22 protein-coding genes and 2 tRNA genes are annotated in these 26,380 nt (G+C 57.4%); 11 read left to right on the top strand and 13 right to left on the bottom strand.

What is annotated here, in order from left to right; genetic code table 11:
• Positions 1–36: 36 nt before the first annotated feature.
• Together tcuC and RVY89_RS04720 are read left to right on the top strand one after the other, a co-directional pair.
• Entirely contained in the window at positions 37–1,350 is a 1,314-nt protein-coding gene (tcuC, locus tag RVY89_RS04725; RefSeq protein ID WP_484827065.1) for a tricarballylate/proton symporter TcuC, read from the top strand.
• Positions 1,347–2,135, top strand: coding sequence for a substrate-binding domain-containing protein (locus RVY89_RS04720; protein ID WP_484827064.1), 789 nt, complete (start codon positions 1,347–1,349; stop codon positions 2,133–2,135). Before tcuC ends, RVY89_RS04720 begins: the two co-directional genes overlap by 4 nt.
• Here RVY89_RS04720 and psrA read toward each other — a convergent pair.
• The 3 genes from psrA to RVY89_RS04705 form a co-directional block, all read right to left on the bottom strand.
• Positions 2,110–3,009 (bottom strand): L-proline-binding transcription factor PsrA, encoded by a 900-nt coding sequence (psrA, locus tag RVY89_RS04715; RefSeq protein WP_371899369.1) that lies wholly within the window; start codon positions 3,007–3,009, stop codon positions 2,110–2,112. The two genes, RVY89_RS04720 and psrA, sit on opposite strands and share 26 nt — an antisense overlap.
• Before the next feature lie 92 nt (positions 3,010–3,101).
• Complete coding sequence (locus RVY89_RS04710) at positions 3,102–4,631, bottom strand: cryptochrome/photolyase family protein (RefSeq protein WP_484827063.1); 1,530 nt, start codon at positions 4,629–4,631, stop codon at positions 3,102–3,104.
• On the bottom strand, positions 4,628–4,774 hold the full coding sequence (locus RVY89_RS04705) for a DUF2256 domain-containing protein (RefSeq protein ID WP_071530926.1): 147 nt from the start codon (positions 4,772–4,774) through the stop codon (positions 4,628–4,630). Before RVY89_RS04705 ends, RVY89_RS04710 begins: the two co-directional genes overlap by 4 nt.
• 214 nt (positions 4,775–4,988) lie before the next feature.
• On the opposite strand from RVY89_RS04705, the gene mtfA reads away from it, so the two are divergent.
• Positions 4,989–5,786, top strand: a complete 798-nt coding sequence (gene mtfA, locus RVY89_RS04700; RefSeq protein ID WP_484827062.1) for a DgsA anti-repressor MtfA — start codon at positions 4,989–4,991, stop codon at positions 5,784–5,786.
• On the opposite strand, the gene RVY89_RS04695 is transcribed toward mtfA, so the two are convergent.
• Positions 5,783–6,994 (bottom strand): MFS transporter, encoded by a 1,212-nt coding sequence (locus tag RVY89_RS04695; RefSeq protein WP_484827061.1) that lies wholly within the window; start codon positions 6,992–6,994, stop codon positions 5,783–5,785. The two genes, mtfA and RVY89_RS04695, sit on opposite strands and share 4 nt — an antisense overlap.
• A gap of 138 nt (positions 6,995–7,132) precedes the next feature.
• On the opposite strand from RVY89_RS04695, the gene RVY89_RS04690 reads away from it, so the two are divergent.
• From RVY89_RS04690 to RVY89_RS04665, 6 genes are all read left to right on the top strand, one after another.
• Entirely contained in the window at positions 7,133–8,875 is a 1,743-nt protein-coding gene (locus tag RVY89_RS04690) for an IucA/IucC family protein (protein ID WP_484827060.1), read from the top strand.
• Positions 8,875–9,822: a GNAT family N-acetyltransferase gene (locus RVY89_RS04685; RefSeq protein WP_484827059.1), complete on the top strand. Its 948-nt coding sequence runs from the start codon at positions 8,875–8,877 to the stop codon at positions 9,820–9,822. Before RVY89_RS04690 ends, RVY89_RS04685 begins: the two co-directional genes overlap by 1 nt.
• Positions 9,819–11,561, top strand: coding sequence for an aerobactin synthase IucC (gene iucC, locus RVY89_RS04680; protein ID WP_484827058.1), 1,743 nt, complete (start codon positions 9,819–9,821; stop codon positions 11,559–11,561). Before RVY89_RS04685 ends, iucC begins: the two co-directional genes overlap by 4 nt.
• Positions 11,558–12,883, top strand: coding sequence for a lysine N(6)-hydroxylase/L-ornithine N(5)-oxygenase family protein (locus RVY89_RS04675; RefSeq protein ID WP_484827057.1), 1,326 nt, complete (start codon positions 11,558–11,560; stop codon positions 12,881–12,883). The genes iucC and RVY89_RS04675 overlap by 4 nt, the downstream gene beginning before the upstream one ends.
• Before the next feature lie 26 nt (positions 12,884–12,909).
• Positions 12,910–15,099, top strand: coding sequence for a TonB-dependent siderophore receptor (locus tag RVY89_RS04670; RefSeq protein WP_484827056.1), 2,190 nt, complete (start codon positions 12,910–12,912; stop codon positions 15,097–15,099).
• Positions 15,100–15,263: 164 nt separating this feature from the next.
• Positions 15,264–15,339 (top strand) — tRNA-Asn (locus tag RVY89_RS04665).
• A 54-nt stretch (positions 15,340–15,393) separates the two neighbouring features.
• On the opposite strand, the gene RVY89_RS04660 is transcribed toward RVY89_RS04665, so the two are convergent.
• The 4 genes from RVY89_RS04660 to RVY89_RS04645 form a co-directional block, all read right to left on the bottom strand.
• Positions 15,394–15,726 (bottom strand): type II toxin-antitoxin system PemK/MazF family toxin, encoded by a 333-nt coding sequence (locus RVY89_RS04660; protein ID WP_484827055.1) that lies wholly within the window; start codon positions 15,724–15,726, stop codon positions 15,394–15,396.
• The gene (locus RVY89_RS04655) at positions 15,727–15,984 is read right to left on the bottom strand and encodes an AbrB/MazE/SpoVT family DNA-binding domain-containing protein (protein ID WP_094919038.1); all 258 of its coding nucleotides are present in this window, start codon (positions 15,982–15,984) and stop codon (positions 15,727–15,729) included.
• 267 nt (positions 15,985–16,251) lie between these two features.
• Positions 16,252–17,211 (bottom strand): quinone oxidoreductase family protein, encoded by a 960-nt coding sequence (locus RVY89_RS04650; protein WP_484827054.1) that lies wholly within the window; start codon positions 17,209–17,211, stop codon positions 16,252–16,254.
• A gap of 47 nt (positions 17,212–17,258) precedes the next feature.
• Positions 17,259–17,648 (bottom strand): RidA family protein, encoded by a 390-nt coding sequence (locus RVY89_RS04645; protein WP_484827053.1) that lies wholly within the window; start codon positions 17,646–17,648, stop codon positions 17,259–17,261.
• A 141-nt stretch (positions 17,649–17,789) separates the two neighbouring features.
• On the opposite strand from RVY89_RS04645, the gene RVY89_RS04640 reads away from it, so the two are divergent.
• Positions 17,790–18,710, top strand: coding sequence for a LysR family transcriptional regulator (locus RVY89_RS04640; protein WP_484827052.1), 921 nt, complete (start codon positions 17,790–17,792; stop codon positions 18,708–18,710).
• Positions 18,711–18,746: 36 nt separating this feature from the next.
• Here RVY89_RS04640 and RVY89_RS04635 read toward each other — a convergent pair whose 3' ends face one another.
• The 3 genes from RVY89_RS04635 to nac all read right to left on the bottom strand — a co-directional run bounded on the left by RVY89_RS04635 (position 18,747) and on the right by nac (position 22,161).
• Positions 18,747–20,033: a hypothetical protein gene (locus tag RVY89_RS04635; RefSeq protein ID WP_484827051.1), complete on the bottom strand. Its 1,287-nt coding sequence runs from the start codon at positions 20,031–20,033 to the stop codon at positions 18,747–18,749.
• 163 nt (positions 20,034–20,196) lie between these two features.
• A complete protein-coding gene (gene cbl / locus RVY89_RS04630) occupies positions 20,197–21,147 on the bottom strand; it encodes an HTH-type transcriptional regulator Cbl (RefSeq protein WP_028013741.1) in 951 nt (316 codons plus the stop codon).
• A gap of 96 nt (positions 21,148–21,243) precedes the next feature.
• Positions 21,244–22,161 carry a nitrogen assimilation transcriptional regulator NAC gene (nac, locus tag RVY89_RS04625; protein ID WP_045908128.1) on the bottom strand — a complete coding sequence of 306 codons (918 nt, stop codon included), beginning with the start codon at positions 22,159–22,161 and terminating at the stop codon, positions 21,244–21,246.
• 320 nt (positions 22,162–22,481) lie between these two features.
• Here nac and RVY89_RS04620 point away from each other — a divergent pair.
• Positions 22,482–22,557 (top strand) — tRNA-Asn (locus RVY89_RS04620).
• A gap of 136 nt (positions 22,558–22,693) precedes the next feature.
• On the opposite strand, the gene ldtA is transcribed toward RVY89_RS04620, so the two are convergent.
• Both ldtA and RVY89_RS04610 read right to left on the bottom strand, forming a co-directional pair.
• Positions 22,694–23,590, bottom strand: coding sequence for a L,D-transpeptidase (gene ldtA, locus RVY89_RS04615; protein WP_484827050.1), 897 nt, complete (start codon positions 23,588–23,590; stop codon positions 22,694–22,696).
• Between the two features lie 62 nt (positions 23,591–23,652).
• Positions 23,653–26,346 carry a cation-transporting P-type ATPase gene (locus tag RVY89_RS04610; protein WP_484827049.1) on the bottom strand — a complete coding sequence of 898 codons (2,694 nt, stop codon included), beginning with the start codon at positions 26,344–26,346 and terminating at the stop codon, positions 23,653–23,655.
• Positions 26,347–26,380 lie beyond the last annotated feature (34 nt).

Below are 26,380 nucleotides of genomic sequence, written 5' to 3'. Positions count from 1 at the left end.
ACGCGTAAAACGTCAACAATAAAACTGGAGATAACCATGTTTTCCTCAACCTCACCTGCAACCGTACGTTCGAAGGCGGGCGCGATACTTCGCGTCACGTCCGGCAACTTTCTTGAGCAGTTCGATTTCTTTCTGTTCGGCTTCTATGCCACCTACATCGCCCACACGTTCTTCCCGGCGAGCAGTGAATTTGCGTCGCTGATGATGACCTTCGCCGTCTTCGGCGCGGGCTTTTTGATGCGTCCGATCGGTGCCATCGTGCTTGGCGCCTATATCGACAAGGTGGGCCGCAGAAAGGGGCTGATCGTCACGCTGTCCATCATGGCGGCGGGGACGTTTCTGATTGTGCTTATCCCCTCTTATCAAAGCATCGGTCTGTGGGCGCCGCTGCTGGTGCTGACGGGCCGTCTGCTGCAGGGTTTTTCCGCCGGCGCGGAGCTTGGAGGCGTCTCGGTCTATCTGGCTGAAATCGCCACGCCCGGCCGCAAAGGGTTTTACACCAGCTGGCAGTCCGGCAGCCAGCAGGTCGCCATTATGGTCGCCGCCGCAATGGGCTTTGCCTTGAATGCCCTGATGGAAGAGAGCGCCATTCGCGAATGGGGCTGGCGCATCCCGTTCCTGTTCGGCTGTTTAATCGTGCCGTTTATCTTTTTCCTGCGCCGCAAGCTGGAGGAGACGGAAGAGTTCAGCGCGCGCCGCCATCATCTGGAAATGCGTCAGGTCTTTAAAACGCTGCTTGGCAACTGGCAGGTGGTGGTCGCGGGCATGCTGATGGTGGCGATGACCACCACCGCGTTCTATCTGATCACCGTCTACGCCCCCACCTTTGGCAAAAAAGTGCTGATGCTCAGCGCGTCGGACAGCCTGCTGGTCACGCTGCTGGTGGCGGTTTCTAACTTCATCTGGCTGCCGGTGGGCGGCGCGCTGTCGGATCGCTTCGGGCGCAAGCCGGTGCTGATTGCCATGGCCCTGCTGGCGCTTGCGACCAGCTACCCGGCCCTGACGCTGCTGGCGAGTGCCCCCAGCTTCTCCATGATGCTGAGCGTGCTGCTGTGGCTCTCCTTCCTCTACGGCCTCTATAACGGCGCGATGATCCCGGCCCTGACGGAAATTATGCCTGCAGAAGTTCGCGTGGCGGGCTTTTCTCTGGCTTACAGCCTGGCAACGGCGGTCTTTGGCGGCTTTACCCCGGTAATGTCCACCGCGCTGATTGAATACACCGGTGATAAAGCCTCGCCTGGCTACTGGATGAGCTTCGCCGCGGTGTGTGCCCTGCTGGCCACGCTCTACCTCTACCGCCGCCGTGCGGTATCGCTGCAAAACACCGTCAAATCACAGGGGGCAGTATGAAACGCACTTATCGCTATAGCGCCAGCTCGCTGGTGCTGATGTTCCTGAGCGTCAATGCCTGCGCTCAGGACGTGAAGGTCATGATCTCAGGCGGCTTCAAAGCCGCCCTGGAAAAGCTGGCGCCCGAGTATGAACGCCAGACCGGGGATAAAATCGTGATCATCCCCGGCCCCTCAATGGGCGCTACGCCGCAGGCGATCCCAAACCGCCTGGCGCGCGGCGAGAAAGCCGACGTGGTGATTATGGTGGGCGATGCGCTGGAGAAGCTCGAAAAAGCCAGCCAGACCCAGCCGGGTTCGCGAACGGAACTCGCGGACTCTCCCGTTGGCATGGTGGTGAAAAAAGGTGCGGATGTTCCTGATATCAGCAGCGAGGCGACCCTGCGTAACGCGCTGCTGCAGGCCAGCTCCATCGCCTACTCTGACAGCGCCAGCGGCAGGTATGTCAGCCAGGCGTTGTTCAAAAAGCTGGGGATTGAAAAGGAAGTAGCGGGCAAAGCGACAATGGTCGAGCGTATTCCGGTCGCCTCAGAAGTGGCGAAAGGAAAATACGCCGTGGGCTTCCAGCAGGTCAGCGAGCTGCTGCCGGTTCAGGGCGTCACCTTTATCGGGAAAATCCCTGATAATCTGCAGTACATCACGCGCTTCGCGGGTGCGGTCACCCGCCATGCCGAACATCCCGCAGAGGGGAAAGCGCTGCTGACCTATCTCGCCTCACCGCCCTCAAGGGCCGTCATCAAGGAGACGGGGATGATCCCCGTTACGTCCGGCGATACTGCTCGGTGATCTGCTTTTCCAGTTCAGCCGCAATATAAGACTGGATGCGCCCCCGGCGCCGGATAAGCCCCACGGTGCGTTTCACTTCCGGCGCCACCAGCGGCAGATGCGTAAGCAGCGTATGCTCTGACGTCGGCATCGACATGGCGGGAACGGCAGCAATGCCGATCCCCGCCTCTACCATGCCGATCATCGTGGTAACGTGACGCGTTTCGCAGACGCTGGGGCGTTCGGGAACGATATCCCCCAGCATCCGATCGAGCAGGTTGCGGTTGCCAGACGTTTTATCGAGGGAGATATAATCCTGCTGATAAAACGCCTTCCAGCTCAGGTGACTCTTCTGCGCCAGCGGATGATCCTTTCTGCACGCCGCAACGTAGACATCCTCCACCAGCGGGAAAAATTCGATGTCAGACGGCAGGTTTCCCGCGAAGGAGATGCCAAAATCCGCCTGGCTTCGGGCCACGGCGTCAATCACATTCCCCGCGCTGCTGTCGATGAGCTTAATGCGAACGCGCGGATAGCGAGACTGAAAACGACGGATCACATCAGGCATAAAGTAACAGGCGGCGGACGGTACCGTGGCAACCGTGATCAGCCCCGTCCGCTCTTCACTGACTTTATCAACATCCGCCAGCATTGACTCAACGTTGTCGAGCAGCTGCGCGGAGCGTTCAGCAAAGTTTTGCCCGTATAGCGTTAAGGCCACGCGGCGGGTGGTACGATCGAACAGCCGGTTTCCCAGCGCGGCTTCCAGCTTTTCAATCCTGCGGCTTAGCGCTGACTGGGATAAACAGATGGATTCAGCAGCGACACGGAAGTTACCGTATTCCACTAACGCTCTGAAAGCATAAAGATCGTTAAGGTCAAAATTCACGGGCATAGCGTCTGGATGTCCTGTCAGGGAATACGCAACAAAGTCAAAAATAATAGCGTCTTATTGACCCACCGCAACCGGTGCGGTGATGAAATAGGTCAGAGGTCGTTGAGATGCAGGCGAACATATCCTGCGCGGTCAGCAATGGCCTGCCGCTCCTCTTCCTTCATGTCCGAAAGCTGTTTAAAGACAATGCCCAGGCGGGGATTGTTACCCAGACGCGCCCGATTGCGCGCAAAGAAATCCCAGTAAAGGGCATTGAAGGGGCACGCCAGCTCTCCGGTACGCTGGTTGTGCTGATACCGGCACCCCTGACAGTAATTACTCATCTTATGAATATAGGACGCGCTCGAGACGTAGGGCTTGCTGGCCAGTACCCCCCCATCGCCAAACTGGCTCATGCCGAGGGTATTGGGCAGCTCCACCCATTCAAAGGCATCAATGTAGACCCCCAGATACCATTCATGAACCGCCTGCGGCGACAGGCCGCTGAGCAGGCTAAAGTTCCCGATGACCATCAGGCGCTGGATATGGTGGGCGTAAGCCTCGGTGAGCGACTGTCCAACGGCATGCGCCAGGCAGCGCATCTGCGTCTTGCCCGTCCAGAACCAGTCCGGCAGCGGGGCGTGCTGGTCTAAGGCATTTAGCTCCCGATAGCCCGGCATCTGCGACCAGTAAATCCCACGCACGTACTCCCGCCAGCCGAGAATTTGTCGGATAAACCCTTCAACGGCAGGCAGCGGCGCATGGCCCGAACGCCATGCCTGCTGGGCGGCAGCCACCACTTCCCGCGGATTAAGCATTTTGGTGTTCAGCGCGAATGAAATTAACGAGTGGAAAAGAAAGGGTTCCTCCGCGTGCATCGCGTCCTGCCAGGCGCCAAACTGCGGGAGCACGTGAGTGATAAATTCATCCAGGCTGGCTTTGGCTTCCGAACGGCTGAGCGGCCAGCGAAAATTCCCGGCCTGCGGTTCGCCGAAGGTGTTTACGCCGCAGCATTGGATCTCCGCCCATAAGGCTGAATTATCGTGGAGCGGACGCGAATCCCCCGGCGCGGGCGGCTCGCCGGACCAGCGCCTGCGGTTTTTAGCATCAAAATTCCATTTTCCCCCTTCCGGCTCGCCTTCTGAGGTCAACAGTATGCCGTGCTGACGACGCATTTCCCGGTAAAAGTACTCCATTCGCCAGCTTTTTCGCGTCGCAAAGAACGCGCTCACCTGTCCACGAGTGGTGAAGAAATGCTCGCTGCTGACGCAGGCCGTTTCAACGGAGACCGTCTTCGCCCACGCCTGCAGCTGCGTATCAAGACGCCATTCGTCTGGCTCCTGCCACAACACCCTGTCAGCGCCGTAATGCGCGACAAGCGCGTTGAGATTGTCTTCCAGCGCGCCGCGGTTTGAGCTGTCAGAGAGCCGGACATGCCTCACCCGATGCCCCTTTTCTTTTAACGCAGAGGCAAACGCGCGCATGGCCGCGAAGATGGCGATCACTTTCTGAGCGTGATGAAGCACGTACGCGGTTTCCGCCCGCAGCTCCAACATCACGTAAATGACGTTCGAACTGCAGGTATCAAACCAGCTGTGATGCGGATTAAGCTGATCGCCCAGGATCAGACGCAGCTCGGTCAACGGTGGCTCCTGCGGCAACGTTCAGAACAGTATTTAACCTCATTCCAGCATTTCGCCCATTTTTTGCGCCACGTCATGGGCCGCTGGCAGTGCACGCACAACCGACTGGGCAGGTCCTGCTTGTTACCTTTGAAATCGCTCATTTATCAATACCGTACTGATTTCTTCACTGAACCTGTGGGTTAAGGCTACGACAGACTTCACAAAATGGAGGTGATGCCCGCAAACCGCTACCCACCGCTACGTACGAATGATAGTTTATTCAGGCTGGATTTGTCGCAGTGAGCGATTTTCTGGCATCTTAACCGAACCTGACTTTCCCATTTTTGTTCAAGTGACGAGTTTGCGAGCAAAGCGATGATAAAGTGGCCCTGGAAAACGAATGAGGCTGGCCGGGATATGGCGCTGCCATGGGATGACGCGCTGACGATCCCTGTTCTGGCTAATCTTAAGCCGGAGGAACAAGCGAAACTGGTTCAGCTGGCGGATCGTTTTTTACAGCAAAAACGCCTGGTTCCACTGCAGGGTTTCGAACTCGATCCCCTGAAAAACGCGCGCATCGCCCTGCTGTTCTGTCTGCCGGTGCTTGAGCTCGGCATTGAGTGGCTGGACGGTTTCCACGAAGTGCTTATCTATCCCGCGCCGTTCGTGGTGGATGACGAATGGCAGGACGATATCGGGCTGGTACACAACCAGCGCGTGGTGCAGTCCGGACAAAGCTGGCAGCAGGGGCCGATAATCCTCAACTGGCTCGACATTCAGGACTCGTTCGACGCGTCCGGTTTTAATCTCATTATTCATGAAGTGGCGCACAAGCTGGATACCCGCAACGGCGATCGCGCCAGCGGAGTACCGCTGATCCCGCTTCGCGAGGTGGCGGGCTGGGAGCACGATCTGCACGCGGCGATGGATAACATCCAGGATGAAATAGACCTGGTGGGCGAAAGCGCGGCCAGCATTGACGCCTATGCGGCAACCGATCCGGCCGAGTGCTTTGCGGTGCTCTCGGAGTATTTCTTCAGCGCGCCGGAGCTCTTCGCGCCCCGCTTCCCGGCGCTCTGGCAGCGTTTCTGCCAGTTTTATCAGCAGGATCCCCTGCTGCGTCTGCGGCAAAATGAGGAGTCTGGCGGTCATTCCTCCCGCCAGATCCATTAAGGCTTTTCAGTAGGGGTCCGCTCGGTTGACCGTACCCCTATGCTCAACGCTAAAAACAGCACAGCCATTCCCCATGCGGCCACCGTTAAAGACTGCTCGCCGTAAAAGCGCGTCACCACAGGCACCAGCAGCGCGCTGACGCCGTAGCCTAGCGTGTGGCTGGTGGCGATGACGCCCGCCCCTTTTCCGGTGGTCAGCCTGTCGTTCAGCAGCAGCTGGTAGCCCGGCGTGGCCATTGCCGCCCCGAGTGAAGTGATAACTATCCCCACGTAGAACAGCGTTAAACCCGCGACGGACATCAGCCCAAGCCCTGCAACCATTAACACCGCCGCGATGCAGAGCAACGTCATCGGGGTGAAATGCTGCGGGCGGACCACCAGAAACTGCGCCGCGAGCGTGGCCAGCGCGGCCAGGCTCAGCAGAAGCGCGACATGATGGCTGATGTCCCGGGCATTGCCCTCCAGCAGGGGGCTAAGATGCGGTGACAGGCCAAGCTGCATCAGGCTCACCAGCGCCGCCAGCAGCAGCGCCAGCAGCAGGAACGGCAGCATGGAGGCCTGCAGCCGGGTCGCCTGGTGCGCCACCGGCGGCAGCGGCGGGTCCGCGACTTCGCGAAGCACCAGCAGCAGAGCGATTAACGGCGCGATCGCCATCAGCCAGAGCGGCGCTACCGGGCTGACGCCGAGCATCACCGCCGCCAGCGGCGGGCCGAGCAAACGTCCGCAGCTGAGGCCGGAGCTTATCGTCGCCAGCGCTGCCATCCTCTTCTCCAGCCCCGCACGCTGAATAGCCCACGTCTGGGCCGCAGGCACCAGCCCCGAAACCGTCAGCCCGTAGACCAGGCGCGAGAGGATCAGTCCCGCCAGTCCCCAGACCGCATCCAGCCTTCCGGCCGCCATCGCCCAGACCACCAGCGCCATCACGACGAAACTGGCCAGATAGCCGCTGAGCGAGGCCACCATCACGGCCTTACACCCCCGCCGCTCGCTCTGGCGTCCCCACCAGGGCGATGCCGGTAAAAAGAGCATGGATCCGAACATCAACAGCCCGGCCCAGACCGAGAGCGACAGCCCGGTCAGGGTGACCAGCTGCGGGAGCATCACCAGCAGGCCGTTTTGTCCGATACCTAATAAACCCGCACATAGCGCCAGGGGCCAGTTGGCTTTTGAGGCGGCGTTTTCGGTCAATGTTTCTGAGTCAGTGCGCATGAGAATGTGAACATAGTGTCAATAAATGTGTGGAAATTATGAAGTTTATGAAAACAAATATTGCAAAAATGGTTGCCACTGTAAACAGAATGAATATCATAACGAGAATTATTATCAATCATGGAATGAGGTACATCTATGCGTGCTCTGCCCCGCTCTGCCGGTACAGACGTTGCAGCCCAGTGTTTTTTAAACGCCCTGTTGCGCGAAACGAAGGACTGGCGCTATCTCCCCGCTACCGCTGCGGATGCGTTACCGGACATTCATATCCCGCTTTCCCAAACCCAGGCTCTTCGGGTGCCGGTACGCTATTTCTCTCCCACCCAGCATCATCAGTACCGTCTCCCGGCAACGCTTATTCAGAGCAACAGTGATGACGGTGACGCCGTCACATTCGATCAACTCGTTGATTTAATTCTTGAAAAACCGTCAGTAAAAGGCTCTCTGGATGCCGATACGCTGGCGCGTTTTAAGCAGCGCGTTCTCGAAAGCCATGCCCACACCTGGCAGGCGATCGATCTGCGCCACAGCTGGGCAACCCTGCGCGATAAGCCGCTGACGTTTGCCGACGCGGAGCAGGCGCTGCTGGTCGGCCACGCGTTTCACCCGGCGCCGAAGTCGCACGAGCCGTTCAACGAAACAGAGGCGCGTCGCTATCTGCCCGATTTCGCCTCCCGCTTCCCGCTGCGCTGGTTTGCCGTTGAGAGCACGCTCGTTGCCGGCGACAGCCTGAACGTCTCCCTGCGTGAGCGTCTGCTGCGCTTTGCGGCCCAGAGCGCGCCAGAGCTGCTCGGCCACTTCACCGACACCCGCTGGCTGCTGCCGATGCATCCGTGGCAGGCCGACTATCTGCTGGAGCAGGACTGGTGCCGGCGTCTGGCGGAAAACGGTTCACTGCAGGACCTGGGTGAAGCGGGCGCACAGTGGCTGCCCACCAGCTCCTCACGCTCGCTGTACAGCGAAACCAACAGCGACATGATTAAGTTCTCCCTCAGCGTGCGCCTGACCAACTCCGTGCGCACGCTTTCGGTGAAAGAGGTGAAGCGCGGCATGCGCCTTGCGCGCCTGGCGAAAACGGAACGCTGGCAAGATTTACAGGCACGCTACCCGACCATGCGCGTGATGCAGGAAGACGGCTGGGCGGGGCTGCGCGATGAAAGCGGCGTCGTTCAGGAAGAGAGTCTGATGGCCCTGCGCGTCAACCTGCTGTTCGATACGCCAAACACCCAGACCAACGTGCTGGTCAGCCTGACGCAGGCCGCGCCGGACGGCGGTGACAGCCTGCTCGCTGCGGCGGTGCGCCGTCTGAGCCAGCGTCTGGAATTACCGCTCGCCCAGGCCGCACGCTGCTGGCTGGACGCCTACTGCGACCGCGTATTGCTTCCGCTGTTCAGCGCCGAGGCGGACTACGGTCTGGTCCTGCTGGCGCACCAGCAAAATATCCTCGTTGAGATGCAGCAGGATTTCCCCGTCGGGCTGATCTACCGCGACTGCCAGGGCAGCGCGTGGACCGAAGGCGCCGACGCGTGGCTGAAAGAGGCGGGCGAAACGGAGGTGGAAAACCGCTTCGGTGAGAGCCAGCTGCTGCGCTACTTCCCTTATTACCTGCTGCTGAACTCTACCCTTGCCGTCACCGCCGCCCTCGCCGCCGCAGGTTTCGACAGCGAGGAGAGCCTGATGTCCCGGGTGCGCGACGCGCTGGCGGAACTGCGCCGCACGGCAAGGCAGACCCGCTGCCTCGACTACGTGCTCGATAGCCCGACCTGGAACTGCAAAGGCAACTTCTTCTGCTACCTGCACGATCGCAATGAAAACACCATCGCCGATCCGGCGGTGATCTATTTCGACTTTAGCAACCCGTTTTACAAGGAGAAGGCGTAATGGCAATCGCGAATATCGTCCATTCCGGCTATGGCTTTCGCTGCACCGCAACGGATCGCGCGCTGCCGCTGGCGTTGGGTCTCGACGGCAGCGCGGTGCTGGAGCGTCTGAAGGGGATCCCGGACGGCTGGCTGGTCGAAGCCCTGGATCAGCTGTTTGTTGCCGCACCCGCGCTGACCGGCGTTACCCTGCCGTGGGAAAGCTGGCAGGATGAACCCCAGGCGCAGGCGCTGTTTGGCCAGGCCCACGGGGATTATCTGGCGCGTGATGCCTTCTGGCAGCTGCCGCTGTGGCTGAAAGGCGAGCGTCCGCAGGCGAGCGCCGGAATGCAGTTTGATGATAGCCGTCAGCTGTATTTCCCGCTGCGCCCTCACCGCCCGCAGGGCGAAGTGTACCGCCGTTACGATCCGCAAATTAAGCGCACCCTCAGCTTCCGCGTGGCGGACGTGGCGCTGGACGGCGAGCGCTTTACCCAATGGATGAACAACCCGCGCGTGAACGCCTTCTGGGAGATGGCGGGCCCGCAGGCCGAGCAGGAAAACTACCTGCGCCGTCAGCTTGACTCGACCTACTGCTACCCGGTTATCGGCTGCTTTGACGACCAGCCGTTCGGCTATTTTGAGCTCTACTGGGCGGCGGAAGACCGCATTGGCCGCCACTACCGCTGGCAGCCGTTTGACCGCGGGCTGCACATGCTGGTGGGCGAAGAGAACTGGCGCGGCGCGCAGTACATCCGCAGCTGGCTGCGCGGCCTGAGCCACTATCTGTATCTCGATGAACCGCGCACCACGCGGATTGTCGCCGAGCCGCGCTTCGACAACCAGCGCCTGTTCCGCCATCTGGACTCTGCCGGTTTCGACACGGTGAAAGAGTTCGACTTCCCGCACAAGCGCTCGCGCCTCATCATGAGCCAGCGTCACCGCTTCTTCAGCGAGGTGGGCCTGTGAACGCGCTGTGGGAAAAAGTGAACCGCGAGATGGTGGCGAAGATCCTCGCCGAGCTGGAATACGAACGCACTCTGCGCGCCGAGCCGCTTTCGTCGGACATTTGGCGCATCACCATGGGCAACGAGTCCTGGCAGTTTCGCGCCACGCGCGGGATCTGGGGCTGGCTGCATATCGACCCGGACAGCCTGACCACCGCCAGCGGCAATGCCGTCGAAGCGGAAAGCGCGCTGCTGCAGCTGTCTGTGGTGCTGGAGATGAGCGACGCGCAGACGGCGGAGCATATGGAAGATCTCTACGCCACGCTGCGCGGCGACATTCAGCTGCTGCAGGCGCGTGAAGCGCTGGACGCGGACGCGCTGATCCACCTCGATCCGGACGAATTACAGTGTCTGATGAGTGGTCACCCGAAGTTTATTTTCAACAAAGGCCGCCGCGGCTGGGGTCTGGACGCGCTGCGCCGGTACGCGCCTGAGTATCGCGGACGTTTTCGTCTGCACTGGGTTGCCGTTCAGCGGGAGCATCTGGTCTGGAGCAGCGACGCCGATTGCGACATTCACCATCTGCTCGCCAGCGCTATGGACAACGCCGAGCGCGCCCGCTTTGACGCCCGCTGGCAGGCGCTGGGTCTCGATGAGAGCTGGCTGCCGGTGCCGCTGCACCCGTGGCAGTGGCAGCAGAAGATTGCTATTCATTTCCTGGCGCAGCTGGCGCGCGGAGAGATGGTTGAGCTGGGCGAGTTTGGCGACGAGTATCTTGCCCAGCAGTCCCTGCGCACGCTTACCAACGCCAGCCGTCGCGCGCCGTATGACATCAAGCTTCCGCTGACGATCTACAACACCTCCTGCTATCGCGGTATTCCGGGCAAATACATTGCCGCCGGGCCGCTGGCCTCGCGCTGGCTGCAGCAGCAGTTCGCCACCGACGCCACGCTTGCCCGCTCTGGCGCACAGGTGCTTGGCGAACCCGCCGCCGGATATCTGTCGCATTCGGGCTATGCGGCGCTGCCGAAAGCGCCCTACCGCTATCAGGAGATGCTGGGGGTGATCTGGCGCGAGAACCCTTCCTGTTATTTAGAAGACGGTGAACAGGCGGTGCTGATGGCGGCGCTGATGGAAACCGACAACGCCGGGCGCCCGCTGATCGACGCGTGGATTAAACGCTCGGGCTTAAGCGCCGAAGCGTGGCTGGAAAAACTGTTTGAGGCAACGGTGATCCCGTTTTATCACCTGCTCTGCCGCTACGGCGTGGCGCTGATCGCCCACGGCCAGAACGTGACGCTGGTGATGAAGGATTACATCCCGCAGCGCATCCTGCTGAAGGATTTCCAGGGTGATATGCGCCTGGTGGATGAGGATTTCCCGCAGGCCCAGAGCCTGCCGGAGCAGGTGAAGGCCGTCACGGCGCGCCTGAACGCGGATTACATTATTCACGACCTGCAAACCGGCAACTTTGTGACGGTGCTGCGCTTTATCTCGCGCCTCACGCTGCAAAGCGGCGTCAGCGAAACGCGTTTCTATCAGATCCTCGCCGGGGTGCTGCACCGCTATATGGCCGCGCACCCCGAGCTTGCTGAGCGCTTCGCGAAGTTCGACCTGTTTAAGCCGCAGATTATTCGCGTGATCCTCAACCCGGTCAAACTGACCTTCTCCGAACACGACGGCGGCAGCCGCATGCTGCCGAACTACGTTACCGACCTTGATAACCCTCTTTTTCTCGCCTCCCGGGAGTCCGCGCAATGAAAACCTATGATTTCATCGGCATTGGTATCGGCCCGTTTAACCTCAGCATCGCCGCGCTGGCGGAAGGGCTGGACGGCTTTAGCTCGCTGTTTCTTGAGCGTAAACCACACTTCTCCTGGCACCCCGGCATGATGGTGCCGGACTGCCACATGCAGACCAGCTTCCTGAAGGATCTGGTCAGCGCCGTGGAGCCGACCAACCGCCACAGCTTCCTGAACTACCTGGTGCAGCGCAAAAAATTCTATCGCTTCCTGACCACCGAGCAGCGCACCGTTTCCCGCGAGGAGTTTGCGGACTATCTGTGCTGGGCGGCGGAAAACCTCACCAACCTGTCCTTTAGCCAGCAGGTGCAGCAGGTGAGCTTTGATGAGAAAAACGGCCTGTTTGAGGTGGTGACCCAGCGTGACCGCTTCCTGGCGCGGCACGTCTGCGTGGGGATTGGCAAACAGATCAACCTGCCCGACTGCGTCACGACGCAGGACGATACCTGCTTCCACGCCAGCGAGATGATGCTGCGCACGCCGGATCTCGCAGGCAAGCGCGTCACCGTCGTCGGCGGCGGCCAGAGCGGAGCCGACCTGTTCCTGAATATCTTCCGTGGCGAATGGGGCCAGCCGCTGAGCCTGAACTGGGTCTCGCGCCGCAACAACTACAACGCGCTGGATGAAGCCGCCTTCGCCAACGAGTACTTCACGCCGGAGTACGTGGACAGCTTCTCCACCCTCGGCGATGAGGCCCGTCGTCAGATGCTGCACGAGCAGAAGATGACGTCCGACGGCATAACCACCGAGTCACTGCTGGCAATTTACCGCGCCATGTACCACCGCTTCGAAGTGCTGCGTGAAAAACCCTGGGCACACCTGATGCCGTCCCGCTCGGTGACGGCCCTGACGCGCCTGGAAAACGGCCAGCGTCTGAGCATACAGCATCACCTTGACGGCGGCCGCGAGCAGCTGGAAAGCGACGTGACCATCTTCGCCACTGGCTATCGCGCCGTACAGCCTGCGTTCCTGGCGCCGCTGTCTCACCGCCTTCATCTGGATACGGACGAAGCCTTCTGCATCAACAATGATTTCACCCTCGAATGGGACGGTCCGCAGAGCAACCGCCTGTTCGCCGTGAATGCCGGGATGCACCGTCTCGGCATTGCCGAACCCCAGCTCAGCCTGATGGCCTGGCGCGCGGCGCGCATTCTGAATCGCGCGCACGCTGACGAGCCGTTTGAGCTGGCTACTACCCCTGGCGTTATCCACTGGCGAAGCACCACCAGCCCGGAGAACAGTCAGGTTTTTAAATCATTAGCAAAAACCACCGAGTACTGACACACACAATCAGGGTCAACATAACAATGAAACGTTCTCATCTTTGGGTTTTAAATCCTTGTTTGCTTGCAATGCTTTCTACCTCTGCGTGGGCGGAAGAACAAAAGGAAGAAAATATCGTTGTCTCCGCCAGCCGCGCACACCGCAGCGTGGCGGAGATGGCGCAGACCACCTGGGTCATTGAGCGGGCTGAAATTGAGCAGCAGGTTCAGGGCGGGAAAGAGATTAAAGAAGTGCTGGCGCAGCTGATCCCGGGTATGGACGTCAGCAGCCAGGGACGCACCAACTACGGCATGAACCTGCGCGGTCGCTCCATGATGGTGATGGTGGACGGCGTACGCCTGAACTCGTCCCGCAGCGACAGCCGCCAGCTCGACTCTATCGATCCGTTCAACATTGACCGTATCGAAGTCATCTCCGGCGCCACGTCACTCTACGGCGGCGGCAGCACCGGCGGCCTGGTGAACATCGTCACCAAAAAGGGCCAGCCTGAGACCGAAGTCGAGTTCCAGACCGGGGCTAAAAGCGGGTTTAACAGCCACAACGACCACGATGAGAACGTGTCGGCAGCGGTGAGCGGCGGCAACGATAACGCTTCCGGTCGTCTGTCGGTGTCGTATCAGCGCTACGGCGGCTGGTATGACGGCAACGGCGACGAGGTGATTATTGATAACACCCAGACCGGCTTACAGTATTCCGACCGTATCGATGTGATGGGTACAGGCACCATCAATATTGACGATCACCAGCAGCTGCAGCTGACGACGCAGTACTACAAGAGCGAGTCCGACGGTAAGCATGGTCTGTATCTCGGGAAGAACTTCTCGGCGGTAACGGGGGATGCGACCGCCTACAACAAAGGTAATCTTGATTCTGACCGCGTACCGGGTACCGAGCGCCATCTGATCAACTTGCAGTACTCCAATACTGACTTCTGGGGCCAGGATCTGGTCGCGCAGATTTACTATCGCGACGAGAGCCTGACCTATTATCCGTTCCCGACCCTGACCAAAGGCGTGGTGAGCAGCATCGGCGCGTCCCAGCAGAAAACCGATTTCTACGGCGGCAAGCTGACGCTGAACAGCAAGCCGGTGGACGATTTAACCCTGACCTGGGGTGTGGATGCCGACCACGAAACCTTTGATGCTAACCAGCAGTTCTTTAACCTGAGCAAAGCCGCGGCGAGCGGCGGCATGGAGCTGGATAACGCCTACAACGTGGGTCGTTACCCGGGCTACAGCATCACCAACCTCGCCCCGTTCCTGCAGGCCAGCTACGACATTGACGCCATCACCCTGAGCGGCGGCGTGCGCTACCAGTACACCGAGAACAAGGTAGACGACTTTGTCGGTTACACCCAGCAGCAGGCCATCGCTACCGGGAAAGCTACCTCCGCCGACGCGGTGCCGGGCGGGAAAACCGATTACAACAACTTCCTGTTTAACGCCGGGATCCTCGGTCGCCTGACCGAACAGCAGCAGGTGTGGTTTAACTTCTCCCAGGGCTTCGAAATTCCGGACCTGGCGAAGTACTACGGCTCCGGCACCTATCAGCTCAGCAACGGTCACTATCGCCTGCTGAACAGCGTCAACGTCAACGACTCGAAGCTGGACGGTATCAAGGTCAACGCTTATGAGCTGGGCTGGCGCTACACCGGCGATAACCTGCGCACGCAGGTCGCGGCGTATTACTCGCTCTCGGATAAAACCATCACCATCAACAAGACGGATATGACCATCAACCTGGAAGACGACAAGCGTCGTATCTACGGGGTGGAAGGCCAGGTGGACTATTTCTTCACCGACAGCGACTGGAGCACCGGGGCGAACTTTAACGCCATTAAGTCTGAAACCCGCGAAAACGGGAAATGGGAGAAGCTGACGGTCGACAGCGCCAGCCCGTCGAAAGCCAGCGCGTGGGTCAACTGGGCGCCGGGCGACTGGACCCTGCGCGTGCAGAGCACGCAGACCTTTGACGTATCAGACTCCGACGGTAAGAAGATCGATGGCTATAACACGGTCGACTTCCTGGGCAGCTACGCCCTGCCGGTGGGTAAGGTCAGCTTCAGCGTGGAAAACCTGCTGGACAAAGACTACACCACCGCATGGGGCCAGCGCGCGCCGGGGCTGTATAGCCCAACCTACGGTGCACCGGGTCTGTATACCTACAAAGGCCGTGGACGTACCTTTGGTCTGAACTACTCCGTTCTGTTCTAATCCTGCGCGCCGCCTTCGGGCGGCGCATTCTGTTGTGTAAATTCGAAGCAAATTTACTATAAAATCAGCGATTTGCTGAAATTGTCGGCAAACGAACGAAAAGTGCGTTTTCACCCTTTGACAAGGCGTATTGAGGTCGCTACTATGCGCCTCGTTCACACGATTCCTCTGTAGTTCAGTCGGTAGAACGGCGGACTGTTAATCCGTATGTCACTGGTTCGAGTCCAGTCAGAGGAGCCAAATTTGAAAAGCCTGCTTTTGAAGCAGGCTTTTTGCTTTTCTGCGTCTCTGATGTTAAATCAGAATCGCATCCAGCCTGGCAAGCACCTCATTTACAACGGCATCAGGTATGCGTTCCAGCCGCATGCCGTTTCGGGCAGCCATATCAATAGTTCTGGGCTGGTCGCAGCGAATAACGCCCATCGTTTTTGTCCCCGCCCCTTCCAGTGAAACGGTGAAGCCTGCCGTGCGAGCAAAGTTTCCGCCGCTGGTGACAGGAACCACTACCGGTAGCCGGGTCAGCTTGTTGAACGATGCCTTCGATACGATGAGTACCGGACGTTTTCCACTTTGCTCGTGGCCAGCAATCGGATCCAGTGAAACAAGCCAGATTTCCCCTCTTTCCATTTACAGGAGCTCCTTACCCACCGCAGGCGCATCAATCCATTCCCGATCCTCTTCGCTCATTTCAGCGTGCGGATCGCACTGCGCCAGCAGCTCCTCAAGCGAATAATGAGGCCGTTTCTGAGGTTCGATAATCAGGCAGCCATTATTGATGGTCATGCCGACTTCGCTGTCCGTCGACAGCTCCAGCGTTTTCAGCACGGCGGGAGGAACCGCCAGCATGATGGACCCACCGACCTTTTTAAGACGAGTTGTATACATAGCGCACCTCCAAATATTATATTTTAATATAACATCCATAGAGTGAGGTGTACAATTAGTCATCAGATTCATGGTGATTTCCTTTTCGTATTAAGTGTCCATAAAGCCGTAATCCATCACAGTGCAGGTGGGAACGAAATGCATCACTAAGAAGGCTGATAATAGAAAACTGCGTTCGCGGTTCAAAGGATTATGGCGGATCGGATAAACGAACTGCGAGGCTGCTTCCGGCTCGGAGCCGTCCCGGGGCCAGGTTGAGGCCCCCTCTCACGGCTTCATAACGATGCGGCCAAGCGGTTTCGCTGTCTCAGCGTATTCATGGGCCGCGGCGGCGTTAGCCAGGGGGAAGATGCGGTCAATGACAACCCTGATGTGCCCTGCAGCCACAGCCTGCAACATGTCGTCCACACTTGTCCGAACGCCGGGCTTTTCAAAAAGAGGCCCCATGAATACCCCCATGAGCGTCTGGTTAGACTGCATGGCCGGCCACAGGTCGACAGTCAGATCGCCGCCGCCCGCATTACCGACGAAGACGAGACGCCCTTCCGGAGCGAGTGCAGAAAGCGAAGCTGGCAACGTCGTCCCTACCGGATCGATGACGAGGTCAACGCCGGTGCCATGGGTATACTCTCGGACACTGTCCACGACGTTATTCTCTACACGATCCACGACACGGTCGGCACCAAGTTCCAGCAACCGCTTTCTTCGCTGCGTTCCGCTTGCCACGGCGATGACCGTCGCGCCTGCCTGTGAGGCAAGCTGAACGGCGGCGAGCCCCACGCCCCCCGCCGCAGCCTGAATCAGGACGGTTTCTCCGTGCCGGAGCATGCCTCGTGTGAAAAGGCAATGGTATGCGGTTCCAAAAGAGATCGGTACCACCGCCGCTTCTGCTGAATCCACCCCGTCTGGTATAAGCCAGGTACGTTCCGCAGGCACGGCCCAACGTTCCGCATGCGACCCCTGCATGCTAAAAGCAGTCACTCTGTCCCCAATCCTTCGGCTACGGACTTTTGATCCAACGGCCACCACCGTGCCTGCGGCCGCGTAGCCGACGATCCATGAAGGAAGAGGCGGCGGAGTTAAGCGCCGGTTGATCAGATCTCCCCCTTCAATTGAGATAGCCTCGACAGAAATCAGGACGTCGTCAGGTCCTGCGACCGGATCCGGGACGTCGACATACTGCAGGACGTCGGGAGCGCCTTCCACGTCATAAACCGCTGCTTTCATCAATTTTCCTCTGTCTTATCTTTCGACCGGCGGAAAGACCCGTAACGCTAGGGCAGCCTGGCAATCACCTTAATCTCAAACTGGAATCCGTACAGCCACGTCACGCCGATCCCGGTCAGCGTCGGATAAGGTGCTTCCCCCCAATATTCTGGCAGGATACTCCAGATAGCGTCGAGGTTTGACTCGGGATCGACGACAAAGAGAGTAACGTCAACCACGTCACCGAACGTGCAGCCCGCAGCCGTAAGAACAGCATTAAGGTTATCGAATGCCAGCCGGACCTGCGCGTTGAGATCCTCTTCAGGTGAACCATCCTCCCGGCTACCAACCTGCCCCGAAACAAACAGGAAGCCGTTAGATTTGATGGCGGGTGAATACCGATTGCGCTCGTAGAGCGCCTGGCGTCCGAAGGGAAAAACTGCTTCGCGTGTTGTCATGTCTGTACCTTTGTTATGGGGCTAAATCTGCCCGGTTAAGATAAAGACACTTTACAGGCGCCAGATCGGGCGGATAAACAAGCGACTTTGTCCATCATTGTTTGTAATATCCAAACAATCGGTGAAAAGAGAGGACAAGGGATGGATCGTTTCGATGCGATGCGCGCCTTTGCTCGCGTGGTGGAAGCAGGCAGTTTCACAAAGGCTGCCCAAACGCTTCATATGAGCAAAACCACGGTGACGCAGCTTATTCAGCAGCTGGAAGCGCGCCTGCGCGTCAAGCTGCTGCATCGTACCACCCGCAGGCTCGGCGTCACTCCTGATGGTGCGGTTTACTACGAGCGCGTCATCCGTCTGCTGGCGGACATGGAAGATGCTGACAACAGCCTGTCCAGTGCGACGATGACGCCCAGGGGACGCCTGCGGGTAGATGTGCCTTCTCCTCTCGCCCGCCTGGTGCTGGTGCCCGCGCTACCGGCTTTTCACGCGCGCTACCCTGATATCCAGTTCGACATGGGCGTCAGTGACCGGATTGTGGATCTGATCGGCGACAACGTGGATTGCGTCCTGCGCGGTGGTGAAATCAACGACCAGTCCCTGATCGCACGCCATGTCGGCGATTTGCAAATCGGTGTTTACGTCGCACCTAGCTATGTGGAACGCCTTGGCGCCCCTGCGCATCCGCGAGAGCTGGAAAACACGGACCATCGCATCGTGGGATTCTTATCTTCACGCACCGGTAAGATTGATCCTCTGGTACTGCGCTGTGATAGCGAACATATTGAAATTACGGGCAGCTATGTACTTGCCGTGGATGATGGCAATGCTTATCTCGAAGCGGGATTAGCCGGATTAGGCGTGATTGCGCTACCCGTCTATATGGCGGCAGCGCATCAGGCGTGTGGCTCCTTGAAACCGCTATTTGAAGATTGGCGTATTAAGCCAATGCCCCTGTACCTCGCATTTCCGCCTAACCGCCATGTCAACGCTAAACTGCGCGTTTTTATTGATTGGATCGTTGAATTGATGCGGCAGCATGTCCCTACTTCTACCAATAAGTGACTACATTTGAAGCCGGCTTTTTGCTTCTGTGACTCACTAATAGTTACCAAGCGGATTCTTTTCACAGGCAATACCGCAAATGCCCTCAAGTTCGGCTTCGAGTGTTTTAACCAACGATTGAAGATAGTCTGGGCCTTCCTGATACTGGCGACGTTGTAACTGGTACTCTTCGGAAGAGAGCAAAGTTAATCGCTCTTTGACTCGCTCACCGCATGATGCTATTTGTTCAATAAAATCAATATCATAAAATGGAAGGATTTCTTTAGTTTTGTTATTAAAAACGATGACTTTTACGCTATGAGCATCCAGAACCTCAATGAATTTTTTATCACAGGTTAAGATTGAGGGAAAAAAGAATGCCGCGTTTTTATCAATATTTAATGTAATAACAAATTCGAGAAAGCGCTGATGGCGAAGATCCCAGGCCATACCTCTAACATACTCCCAAAATCTTGCCGTATTACGGTTCACTTTGTGAAAAAAGGCTTCCTTACAACCGTTTTCAAAAAAACGCTTAGCGAGCAAAATTTCTCTAATGCCAAAGAAATGGGCTTCATTGTGTGTAAATTCTAGCAGTTCGAGTAATTTTTCCTGCACCTGCTTAGCGCTTGTTTTTGGGTTCCGTAGGTGAATCGCGCACATTTTTAACACATATACATATAAGCGATTATAGTCACGAGCCAGCTCTTCCATTAGCGACTTATTTATAAACTCATAATTTTTACGTGCCATATACTGCTGCGTTTTAGCTATAATTTCCTGTTCAGACACATTAAATTTTAACTGCCTATGCTGCTGCCAAGCCGCAACATCCAGGTTGCGTAACATTTCATAAGCTCGAATGCGTTCGAAGATTTTTTCCTGTTTATTGAGATCGCTAAAATTACAAAGATTTTCGAGTTCATACAGCAAAGGATCAACATTGACCTCCTCTCTGGCGATGAAGTCAAAAATTTCTTCAAAATCATCGGGAAGTCGCGATCTTTGCCCTTCAAAGAAAGGTTTAAGATAACTTAATACCTGCGTATCGAGCGAGATAGAATAGTCGATGGGAAATGTAACGCGGTTACCAGAGATAAACATTTCTCTGAATATGTCTGGTGTAAGAATAAACACATGCGGCGTTTTGAATAAACTACGCACGGCAGAACCACTGCTGAAGTTCCTGTTAACCGATAAGCCCGGAGTCGCACCTTTCTCCGCTGCAAAAATGAAGGTATAATCGTCAAGATAGTGGTAATAGAGTGCATATTGTTGAACAGCTGCCTCAAGATTTTCTGAGTGGCAGATATCATAAATAAAATCATGAATAACATTTGCCATTGTGCCCTCCCGGCATCGACGTAGCCTCCATTTTTAACACGCCTAAGCTTTTGCTATCAATATATTCATTATTTATTCCTGTATGAATACTATATAAAATTTATGCCGCGATACTAACGTACCGGGCATAAACGATAACAGACTGCTTGTCTAAGTTGGATTATTAAATCTGATAATCAATCGCCACTTCTTCGGGCTCCATTACCTGACGTTTAATCTCATCCACCGACAGCCCGGCATTGCACAGCTCGATAAAGCGCCACACATAGTTGCGCTGCAGCTGTCCGCGCTTCAGGCCAAGCCATACGGTGTTGGCGTCAAACAGATGACGCGTGTCAAGACGCACCAGGTTCCCGTCTTCGCGTTCTCCGCTGGACTGTTCTGCCACCAGCCCAATGCCCAGACCCAGTTCGACGTAGGTTTTGATCACGTCAGAATCCTGCGCGCTCAGCACGATGTCCGGCGTTAATCCTTTGCGGTTGAAGGCCTCGTCTATGCGCGAGCGTCCCGTAATCCCCTGCCGGTATGTGATCAACGGCCATTTGGCAATGTCTTCCAGCGTCAGGGGAGAGACCTGATTCAGTGGATGATCGACCGGGAGTAATAAGCTGTGATACCAGCGGAACCAGGGGAAAGCCACCAGCAGCGGGTCGTTGCTCAGGCGTTCGCTGGCTATGCCGATATCCGCCCCACCGTTTTGCAGCAGCACTTCAATTTCCTGCGGCGTGCCCTGGATAAGCTCCAGACGGACGTCAGGGAAAAGTTCGCGGAACGCTTTAATCACCGGCGGCAGGCTGTAGCGCGCCTGGGTGTGGGTGGTGGCAATGGTGAGCACGCCCGAGGCGTCATTGGTGAAGAGATCCGCCAGGCGACGCACGTTGCTGGCCTCGTTGAGGATCCGCTCTGCGATGGTGAGCAAAGCCTTACCCGGCTCCGTCATGCCGAGCAGCCGCTTGCCGCGACGGATAAAGATCTCTATGCCCAGCTCCTCTTCCAGCTCGCGGATATGGCGGCTGACGCCGGACTGAGAGGTGTAAAGCATATTGGCGACCTCGGTCAGGTTGTAGTCCCGCCTGGCCGCCTCACGGATAATTTTAAGTTGCTGGAAATTCACGATTCACTCCGGCGCATCTGACATAGCTCTATTGTTAGAGTCAGCCGAGCTGCAGAACAAATAATAAAAACCAGCATCTTATGCTTTTATGGAATATCAGCTCACGAGCTGGAGTTCACGGTTCTCAAGCGATGGCTTGCTGACCAGCGACATCAAAATCTCTTTTACCGCCTGCGCCTGTGGCGACAGCGAACCGCGTGCGGACATGTTCAGCGACAGCGGCAGGCTCATCGAAGGCGTGGTGATCCGCGCCATCCAGCCGTTTGCTGCACTGCACAGCGAGCGTGCTGCGGATTCTGGCAGAACGGTCACCCCCATGCCGCTGGCAATGGCTGCGGTCAGCGTGGAGATTGAATCGATTTCACCGATGATTTTGGCCGTCAGGCGGCGCAGGGAGAAGGCTTCGTCCACGCGCACTCTCACGGCGCTGTAGTCGCGCGGCAGATAGAGATTCATCTCTGCCACGGCGGTAAGGTCTACGCTCTGGCCCGGACAGTCGCGGGTGCCCACGAGGTAGAGATCTTCTTTCAACAGCGGCTGGCTGGTGATGCCGGCGACCGGGGAGCGATCGTAAAGGACCGCCATATCGAGCTGGCCGCTCAGCAGTTTGTCATTCAGTACGGAACCGCTGTTTTCGTGCAGATAGACCAGCACTTCAGGCAGCTCGGCGCGAACGGCCTGCAGCAGCGGCATGGTAATAGAGGACGCGGCCGTTCCCGGTGCCAGCCCGATGGACACGTGCCCGCTCAGGGTCTGCCCCACGTTATTCACCGCCAGCTGCGCCTGTTCACACTGGCGAAGAATGGTGCGCGCATGGGTATACAGGATCTTACCGGCTTCCGTTGGCGTGACGCCGCGTTTGGTACGGATCAACAGCTGCTGATCCATCTCGCCTTCCAGAGTAGCCACCTGCTGGCTCAGCGCAGGCTGCGCGATATGCAGCACTTCTGCCGCTTGAGTCAGGCTGCCGATATCGACGATTTTTACGAAGTATTTCAGTCGTCTTAAGTTCATTTTGCCCCCTGTTCGAAATGCTGTGCCGGAACCGGCTGTCGTTGTTGAACAGGTTTTGCAATATGAATGCCACTTTTACCAGGCGGTACAAATTGCGCGCTAAGCGCCTGAAAATAAGGAAACCTAATCATGGAGGGGGGTTTTATTACCGAAACAGCAGTTTATGATCTGCCCCATTAGGGGTATACCCGCACCATGACGGTGCATTCCGCTGCCAAAAACATCACTTTGCCGATTTTGTCAGCAAACGATCAAAAGGCGTTGATCCACCCTTTGACAAGGCGAACGCAGGTCGATAATATTCGCCCCGTTCACACGATTCCTCTGTAGTTCAGTCGGTAGAACGGCGGACTGTTAATCCGTATGTCACTGGTTCGAGTCCAGTCAGAGGAGCCAAATTTGAAAAGCCTGCTTTTAAAGCAGGCTTTTTGCTTTTCGGCATCTGGAAAGATTGCCCGGTGGCGCTGCGCTTACCGGGCCTACTTGTCACGTAGGTCGGGTAAGGCGCAGCCGCCACCCGACTAACATGCCCTCAGTTGCCCATCTTAACCGGCATCCCCGACCGTCGCTCCAGTTCGGCTCCCGCGCCCTCGTTTATCAGCTGCGTTCGCTGCGCGGCTGAAATAGGCAGAGGCACTTTCTGGGTCGATTCAAATTCCGCGCGGTTACGCGACAACGGCTCGTGAACTTCCACCCAGCGGCTGCCGTCCGGCTCGGTGGTGACTTTAACGGGCCTGTCGATAAGCTGCACGCGGGTTCCGACGGGAACATTATCGAAAAGATATTTGATGTCGTTATTACGCAGACGGATACAGCCCTGACTCACCCGCAGCCCGATGCCAAAATTCGAGTTCGTGCCGTGAATGGCATACAGCCTGCCGATATAAATCGCATACAGCCCCATCGGGTTATCCGGCCCGGCGGGCACGAATGCCGGCAGCGTTTTCCCTTCTGCCGCATAGGCACGGCGCGTATTCGGCGTCGGAGACCAGGTTGGCCCCTCCTGCTTACGCTCAACGGCCGTCACCCAGTTACGCGGAGTTTCACGCCCGGCCTGACCGATGCCGATGGGCAACACTTCAACGGTATTGCCGCCAGGAGGGTAGTAGTAGAGGCGCATTTCTGCCGCGTTAACGATAATGCCCTCGCGTACGGTGTCGGGCAAAATTAGCTGCTGGGGGATCACCAGCCGGGTGCCGGATTTGGGCAAAAAAGGATCCACTCCCGGGTTCGCTTCCAGCATATTGCTTAGCCCCTGCCCATACTGCGCGGCAAAGGCCTCAAGCGGTAACGTATTGCGCCCGGGAACGGTGATGGTAATCGGGTTTCCCACCAGACGACTGCCTTGCGGCGGTAGGGTATAAGTTACGGCAAACGCGCCGGGAACAGCGGCACACAGCGTAAGGACGAACCAGGTAAATCGCATCATAATTTCCTGTGCTCAAAAAAAGAGAAAGCCCGGGCTCAGGCAGGCTTTCTCAGTTTACGCTATTACGCCTCGGTTTTGCGCCATCTGCGCGTCAGCACTTTTTCCGCCTCGACAATCAGGAACATCACAAAACCAATCAGGAAGGTGATGACCCAGTAGCGGAACGGCAGCGCTTCGGTGCCAAACAGCATCTGCATGAACGGTGCGTAAATGATAAGAAGCTGTAGCGCCAGCAGTACGCCGCTCACGATCCAAATCCCTTTGTTCGCCAACAGGCCTTTGCTCAGCGAGAAGCCATCATTAACGCGGCAGTTAAGCATGTAGAACCACTGCGCGGTCACCAGGGTTTGCAGCAGCACGGTGCGGATAAATTCCGCCGAATAGCCGCGCGGCTGTAGCCAGGCTTCCAGCACGAAGGCGCTGATGGCAATCATCAGACCGACAAACACTACGCGCCAGATGGCATAGCCGTCCATCACATGCAGATTCGCCTTACGCGGTGGCCGGTTCATGATGTCCTTCTCACCCGCTTCAAACGCCAGGCCAAACGACAGGGTTGCCGACGTCGCCATGTTCATCCACAGGATCAGGACCGGCGTCAGCGGAATGAGGTTCCCCGCCAGCAGCGCAATGATGATCAGCAGGGCCTGCGCGATGTTGCTCGGGATTACGAACAGAATGGTTTTTTTCAGGTTATCGTAAACCCGACGTCCTTCGTGCACCGCACTGGCAATAGTGGCAAAGTTGTCATCCGTTAACACCATGTCGGCGGCTTCCTTGGTAACTTCAGTCCCCTTAATCCCCATGGCGATACCCACATCCGCCCGCTTGAGCGCCGGGGCATCATTTACGCCATCCCCGGTCATGCCCACCACTTCCTGTTTACTTTGCAGGGCCTGCACGAGGCGGAATTTATCCTCCGGGCTGGTACGGGCGAAAATATCATACTGCTGCGCGGCGTCGCTTAGCTGACGATCGTCCATCGCCTCCAGCTCACGTCCGGTGATAGCGCTTGCGGCGTTACCAATCCCCAGCATCTGCCCAATGCTCATGGCCGTTTGCGGGTGGTCGCCGGTGATCATTTTCACGCGGATCCCGGCCTGCAGACAGTCGGCAATCGCGGTAATGGCCTCCGGACGCGGCGGATCCATCATTCCAGCAATACCCAGCAGGATCACCCCATCGTGCAGGTCCGGGTGATCCAGCTCGCGCTGTCCCTCGCGGGCTGGCTTCCAGGCCGCAGCCACCATACGCAACCCTTCCCGGGCATACTCTTCGATCTTCCCTTCCCAGTAAGGCTGATCGAACGGCTGCAGTCCGTCATTCGTCTGCTGGTACTGGCAGAGGCGGAACAGGACGTCCGGCGCGCCGGTGATTAAGATCGCCTCTTCTTCACCCAGCCGGTACAGCGTGGACATGTATTTATACTGCGAATCAAACGGGATTTTGCTGCGCATTTCGGTATCGAGCGGTGGAAGCGGGATTTTCGCCGCCAGCACCTTCAGCGCGCCCTCGGTTGGTCCCCCGGTGATTTTCCACAGCCCCTGCTCGTCTTTGATCAGCTGGCTGTCATTACAGAGGTCAATGGTGCGCAGGTAGCGTTCCAGCAGGGAACCCTGCGTCACGCTGACGGGCGTCGGATCATCTACGGGGTGAATATTCCCCACCGGCTCGTAGCTGTCGCCCTCCACGCGATAGGTCGTGTCCGCGGTAATCACCGCTTTGACCGTCATTTCATTCATCGTCAGGGTGCCGGTTTTATCCGAGCAGATGACCGTCATTGCGCCCAGCGTTTCCACCGTCGGCAACTTACGAATGATGGCCTTGCGACGCGCCATGGCCTGTACGCCAAGCGAAAGGATGATGGAAATGATGGCCGGCAGGCCTTCCGGCACGGCGGCAACGGCGAGGCTGATAAGCGACAGCACCAGTTCAGAAACCGCCATATCCCGGAACAGGAGGCTGAAAACAAACAGCGCCACCATCATCACCAGGATAGTCATGAAGATGGTTTTACCGAGCTTATCCATCTGCACCATCAGCGGCGTGCGGTGCTTTTCAATGTCGGACATCATCTGATTGATGTGGCCCAGCTCGGTCTCGCCGCCGGTTGCCACCACCACGCCTTTACCGCCGCCGGAGCTGACGGTGGTGCCTGAGTAGAGCAAATTATACCGGTCACCTAAAGGCAGTTCCCCGCTTAACGCATCGCTGTTTTTCTCAACAACGGTGGATTCGCCGGTCAGGATGGCCTCCTCCACGCGAAGGTTATGCGCTTCAATCACGCGCAGGTCCGCAGGGATACGATCCCCGGCACGGATCACCACGATATCTCCCGGGACCAGCGACGTGGTGGGGATCGTTTCATGATTCCCCTGTCGTACAACCACGGCTTCGCTGGAGAGCATATTGCGAATACTCTGCAACGATTTTTCAGCATTGCTCTCCTGGATATGGCCAATCAGCGCGTTAATGATGGCAACCCCAAGGATCACAAACATGTCTACCCAGTGGCCCATGAATAGCTTAAGCAACGCGGCCACCAGCAGAACGTAAATCAATACATCGTTAAAATGTGCCAGGAAGCGCAGCCAGGCGGGTTTGCCCTTTTTTTGCGGCAACGCATTCTCACCGTGCTGCTGAAGTCGGGCTGATGCCTCAGTGCCGCTAAGTCCTTCCAGAGTGGAGTGGATATTCGACAGGGTTTCGTCGACGGTTTGTTGATAATACGGACGTTCAGGTTTTCCTGTTTTCATCGTTCCTTCCTCAGATTCTATTCAGAAACCACCT

The organism is Enterobacter sp. 3U4, from assembly GCF_057224565.1.
The sequence above is the reverse complement of the archived record's forward strand: the minus strand, read 5'-3'. Positions and strand labels throughout refer to the sequence as shown.

Excerpts from the sequence above, each read along its gene's own strand:
- tcuC (WP_484827065.1), top strand. The coding sequence starts at position 37 with ATGTTTTCCTCAACCTCACCTGCAACCGTACGTTCGAAGGCGGGCGCG.
- RVY89_RS04720 (WP_484827064.1), top strand. The coding sequence starts at position 1,347 with ATGAAACGCACTTATCGCTATAGCGCCAGCTCGCTGGTGCTGATGTTC.
- psrA (WP_371899369.1), bottom strand. The coding sequence starts at position 3,009 with ATGCCCGTGAATTTTGACCTTAACGATCTTTATGCTTTCAGAGCGTTA.
- RVY89_RS04705 (WP_071530926.1), bottom strand. The coding sequence starts at position 4,774 with ATGAGCGATTTCAAAGGTAACAAGCAGGACCTGCCCAGTCGGTTGTGC.
- mtfA (WP_484827062.1), top strand. The coding sequence starts at position 4,989 with ATGATAAAGTGGCCCTGGAAAACGAATGAGGCTGGCCGGGATATGGCG.
- RVY89_RS04695 (WP_484827061.1), bottom strand. The coding sequence starts at position 6,994 with ATGCGCACTGACTCAGAAACATTGACCGAAAACGCCGCCTCAAAAGCC.
- RVY89_RS04690 (WP_484827060.1), top strand. The coding sequence starts at position 7,133 with ATGCGTGCTCTGCCCCGCTCTGCCGGTACAGACGTTGCAGCCCAGTGT.
- RVY89_RS04685 (WP_484827059.1), top strand. The coding sequence starts at position 8,875 with ATGGCAATCGCGAATATCGTCCATTCCGGCTATGGCTTTCGCTGCACC.
- RVY89_RS04675 (WP_484827057.1), top strand. The coding sequence starts at position 11,558 with ATGAAAACCTATGATTTCATCGGCATTGGTATCGGCCCGTTTAACCTC.
- RVY89_RS04670 (WP_484827056.1), top strand. The coding sequence starts at position 12,910 with ATGAAACGTTCTCATCTTTGGGTTTTAAATCCTTGTTTGCTTGCAATG.
- RVY89_RS04660 (WP_484827055.1), bottom strand. The coding sequence starts at position 15,726 with ATGGAAAGAGGGGAAATCTGGCTTGTTTCACTGGATCCGATTGCTGGC.
- RVY89_RS04655 (WP_094919038.1), bottom strand. The coding sequence starts at position 15,984 with ATGTATACAACTCGTCTTAAAAAGGTCGGTGGGTCCATCATGCTGGCG.
- RVY89_RS04650 (WP_484827054.1), bottom strand. The coding sequence starts at position 17,211 with ATGAAAGCAGCGGTTTATGACGTGGAAGGCGCTCCCGACGTCCTGCAG.
- RVY89_RS04645 (WP_484827053.1), bottom strand. The coding sequence starts at position 17,648 with ATGACAACACGCGAAGCAGTTTTTCCCTTCGGACGCCAGGCGCTCTAC.
- RVY89_RS04640 (WP_484827052.1), top strand. The coding sequence starts at position 17,790 with ATGGATCGTTTCGATGCGATGCGCGCCTTTGCTCGCGTGGTGGAAGCA.
- RVY89_RS04635 (WP_484827051.1), bottom strand. The coding sequence starts at position 20,033 with ATGGCAAATGTTATTCATGATTTTATTTATGATATCTGCCACTCAGAA.
- nac (WP_045908128.1), bottom strand. The coding sequence starts at position 22,161 with ATGAACTTAAGACGACTGAAATACTTCGTAAAAATCGTCGATATCGGC.
- ldtA (WP_484827050.1), bottom strand. The coding sequence starts at position 23,590 with ATGATGCGATTTACCTGGTTCGTCCTTACGCTGTGTGCCGCTGTTCCC.
- RVY89_RS04610 (WP_484827049.1), bottom strand. The coding sequence starts at position 26,346 with ATGAAAACAGGAAAACCTGAACGTCCGTATTATCAACAAACCGTCGAC.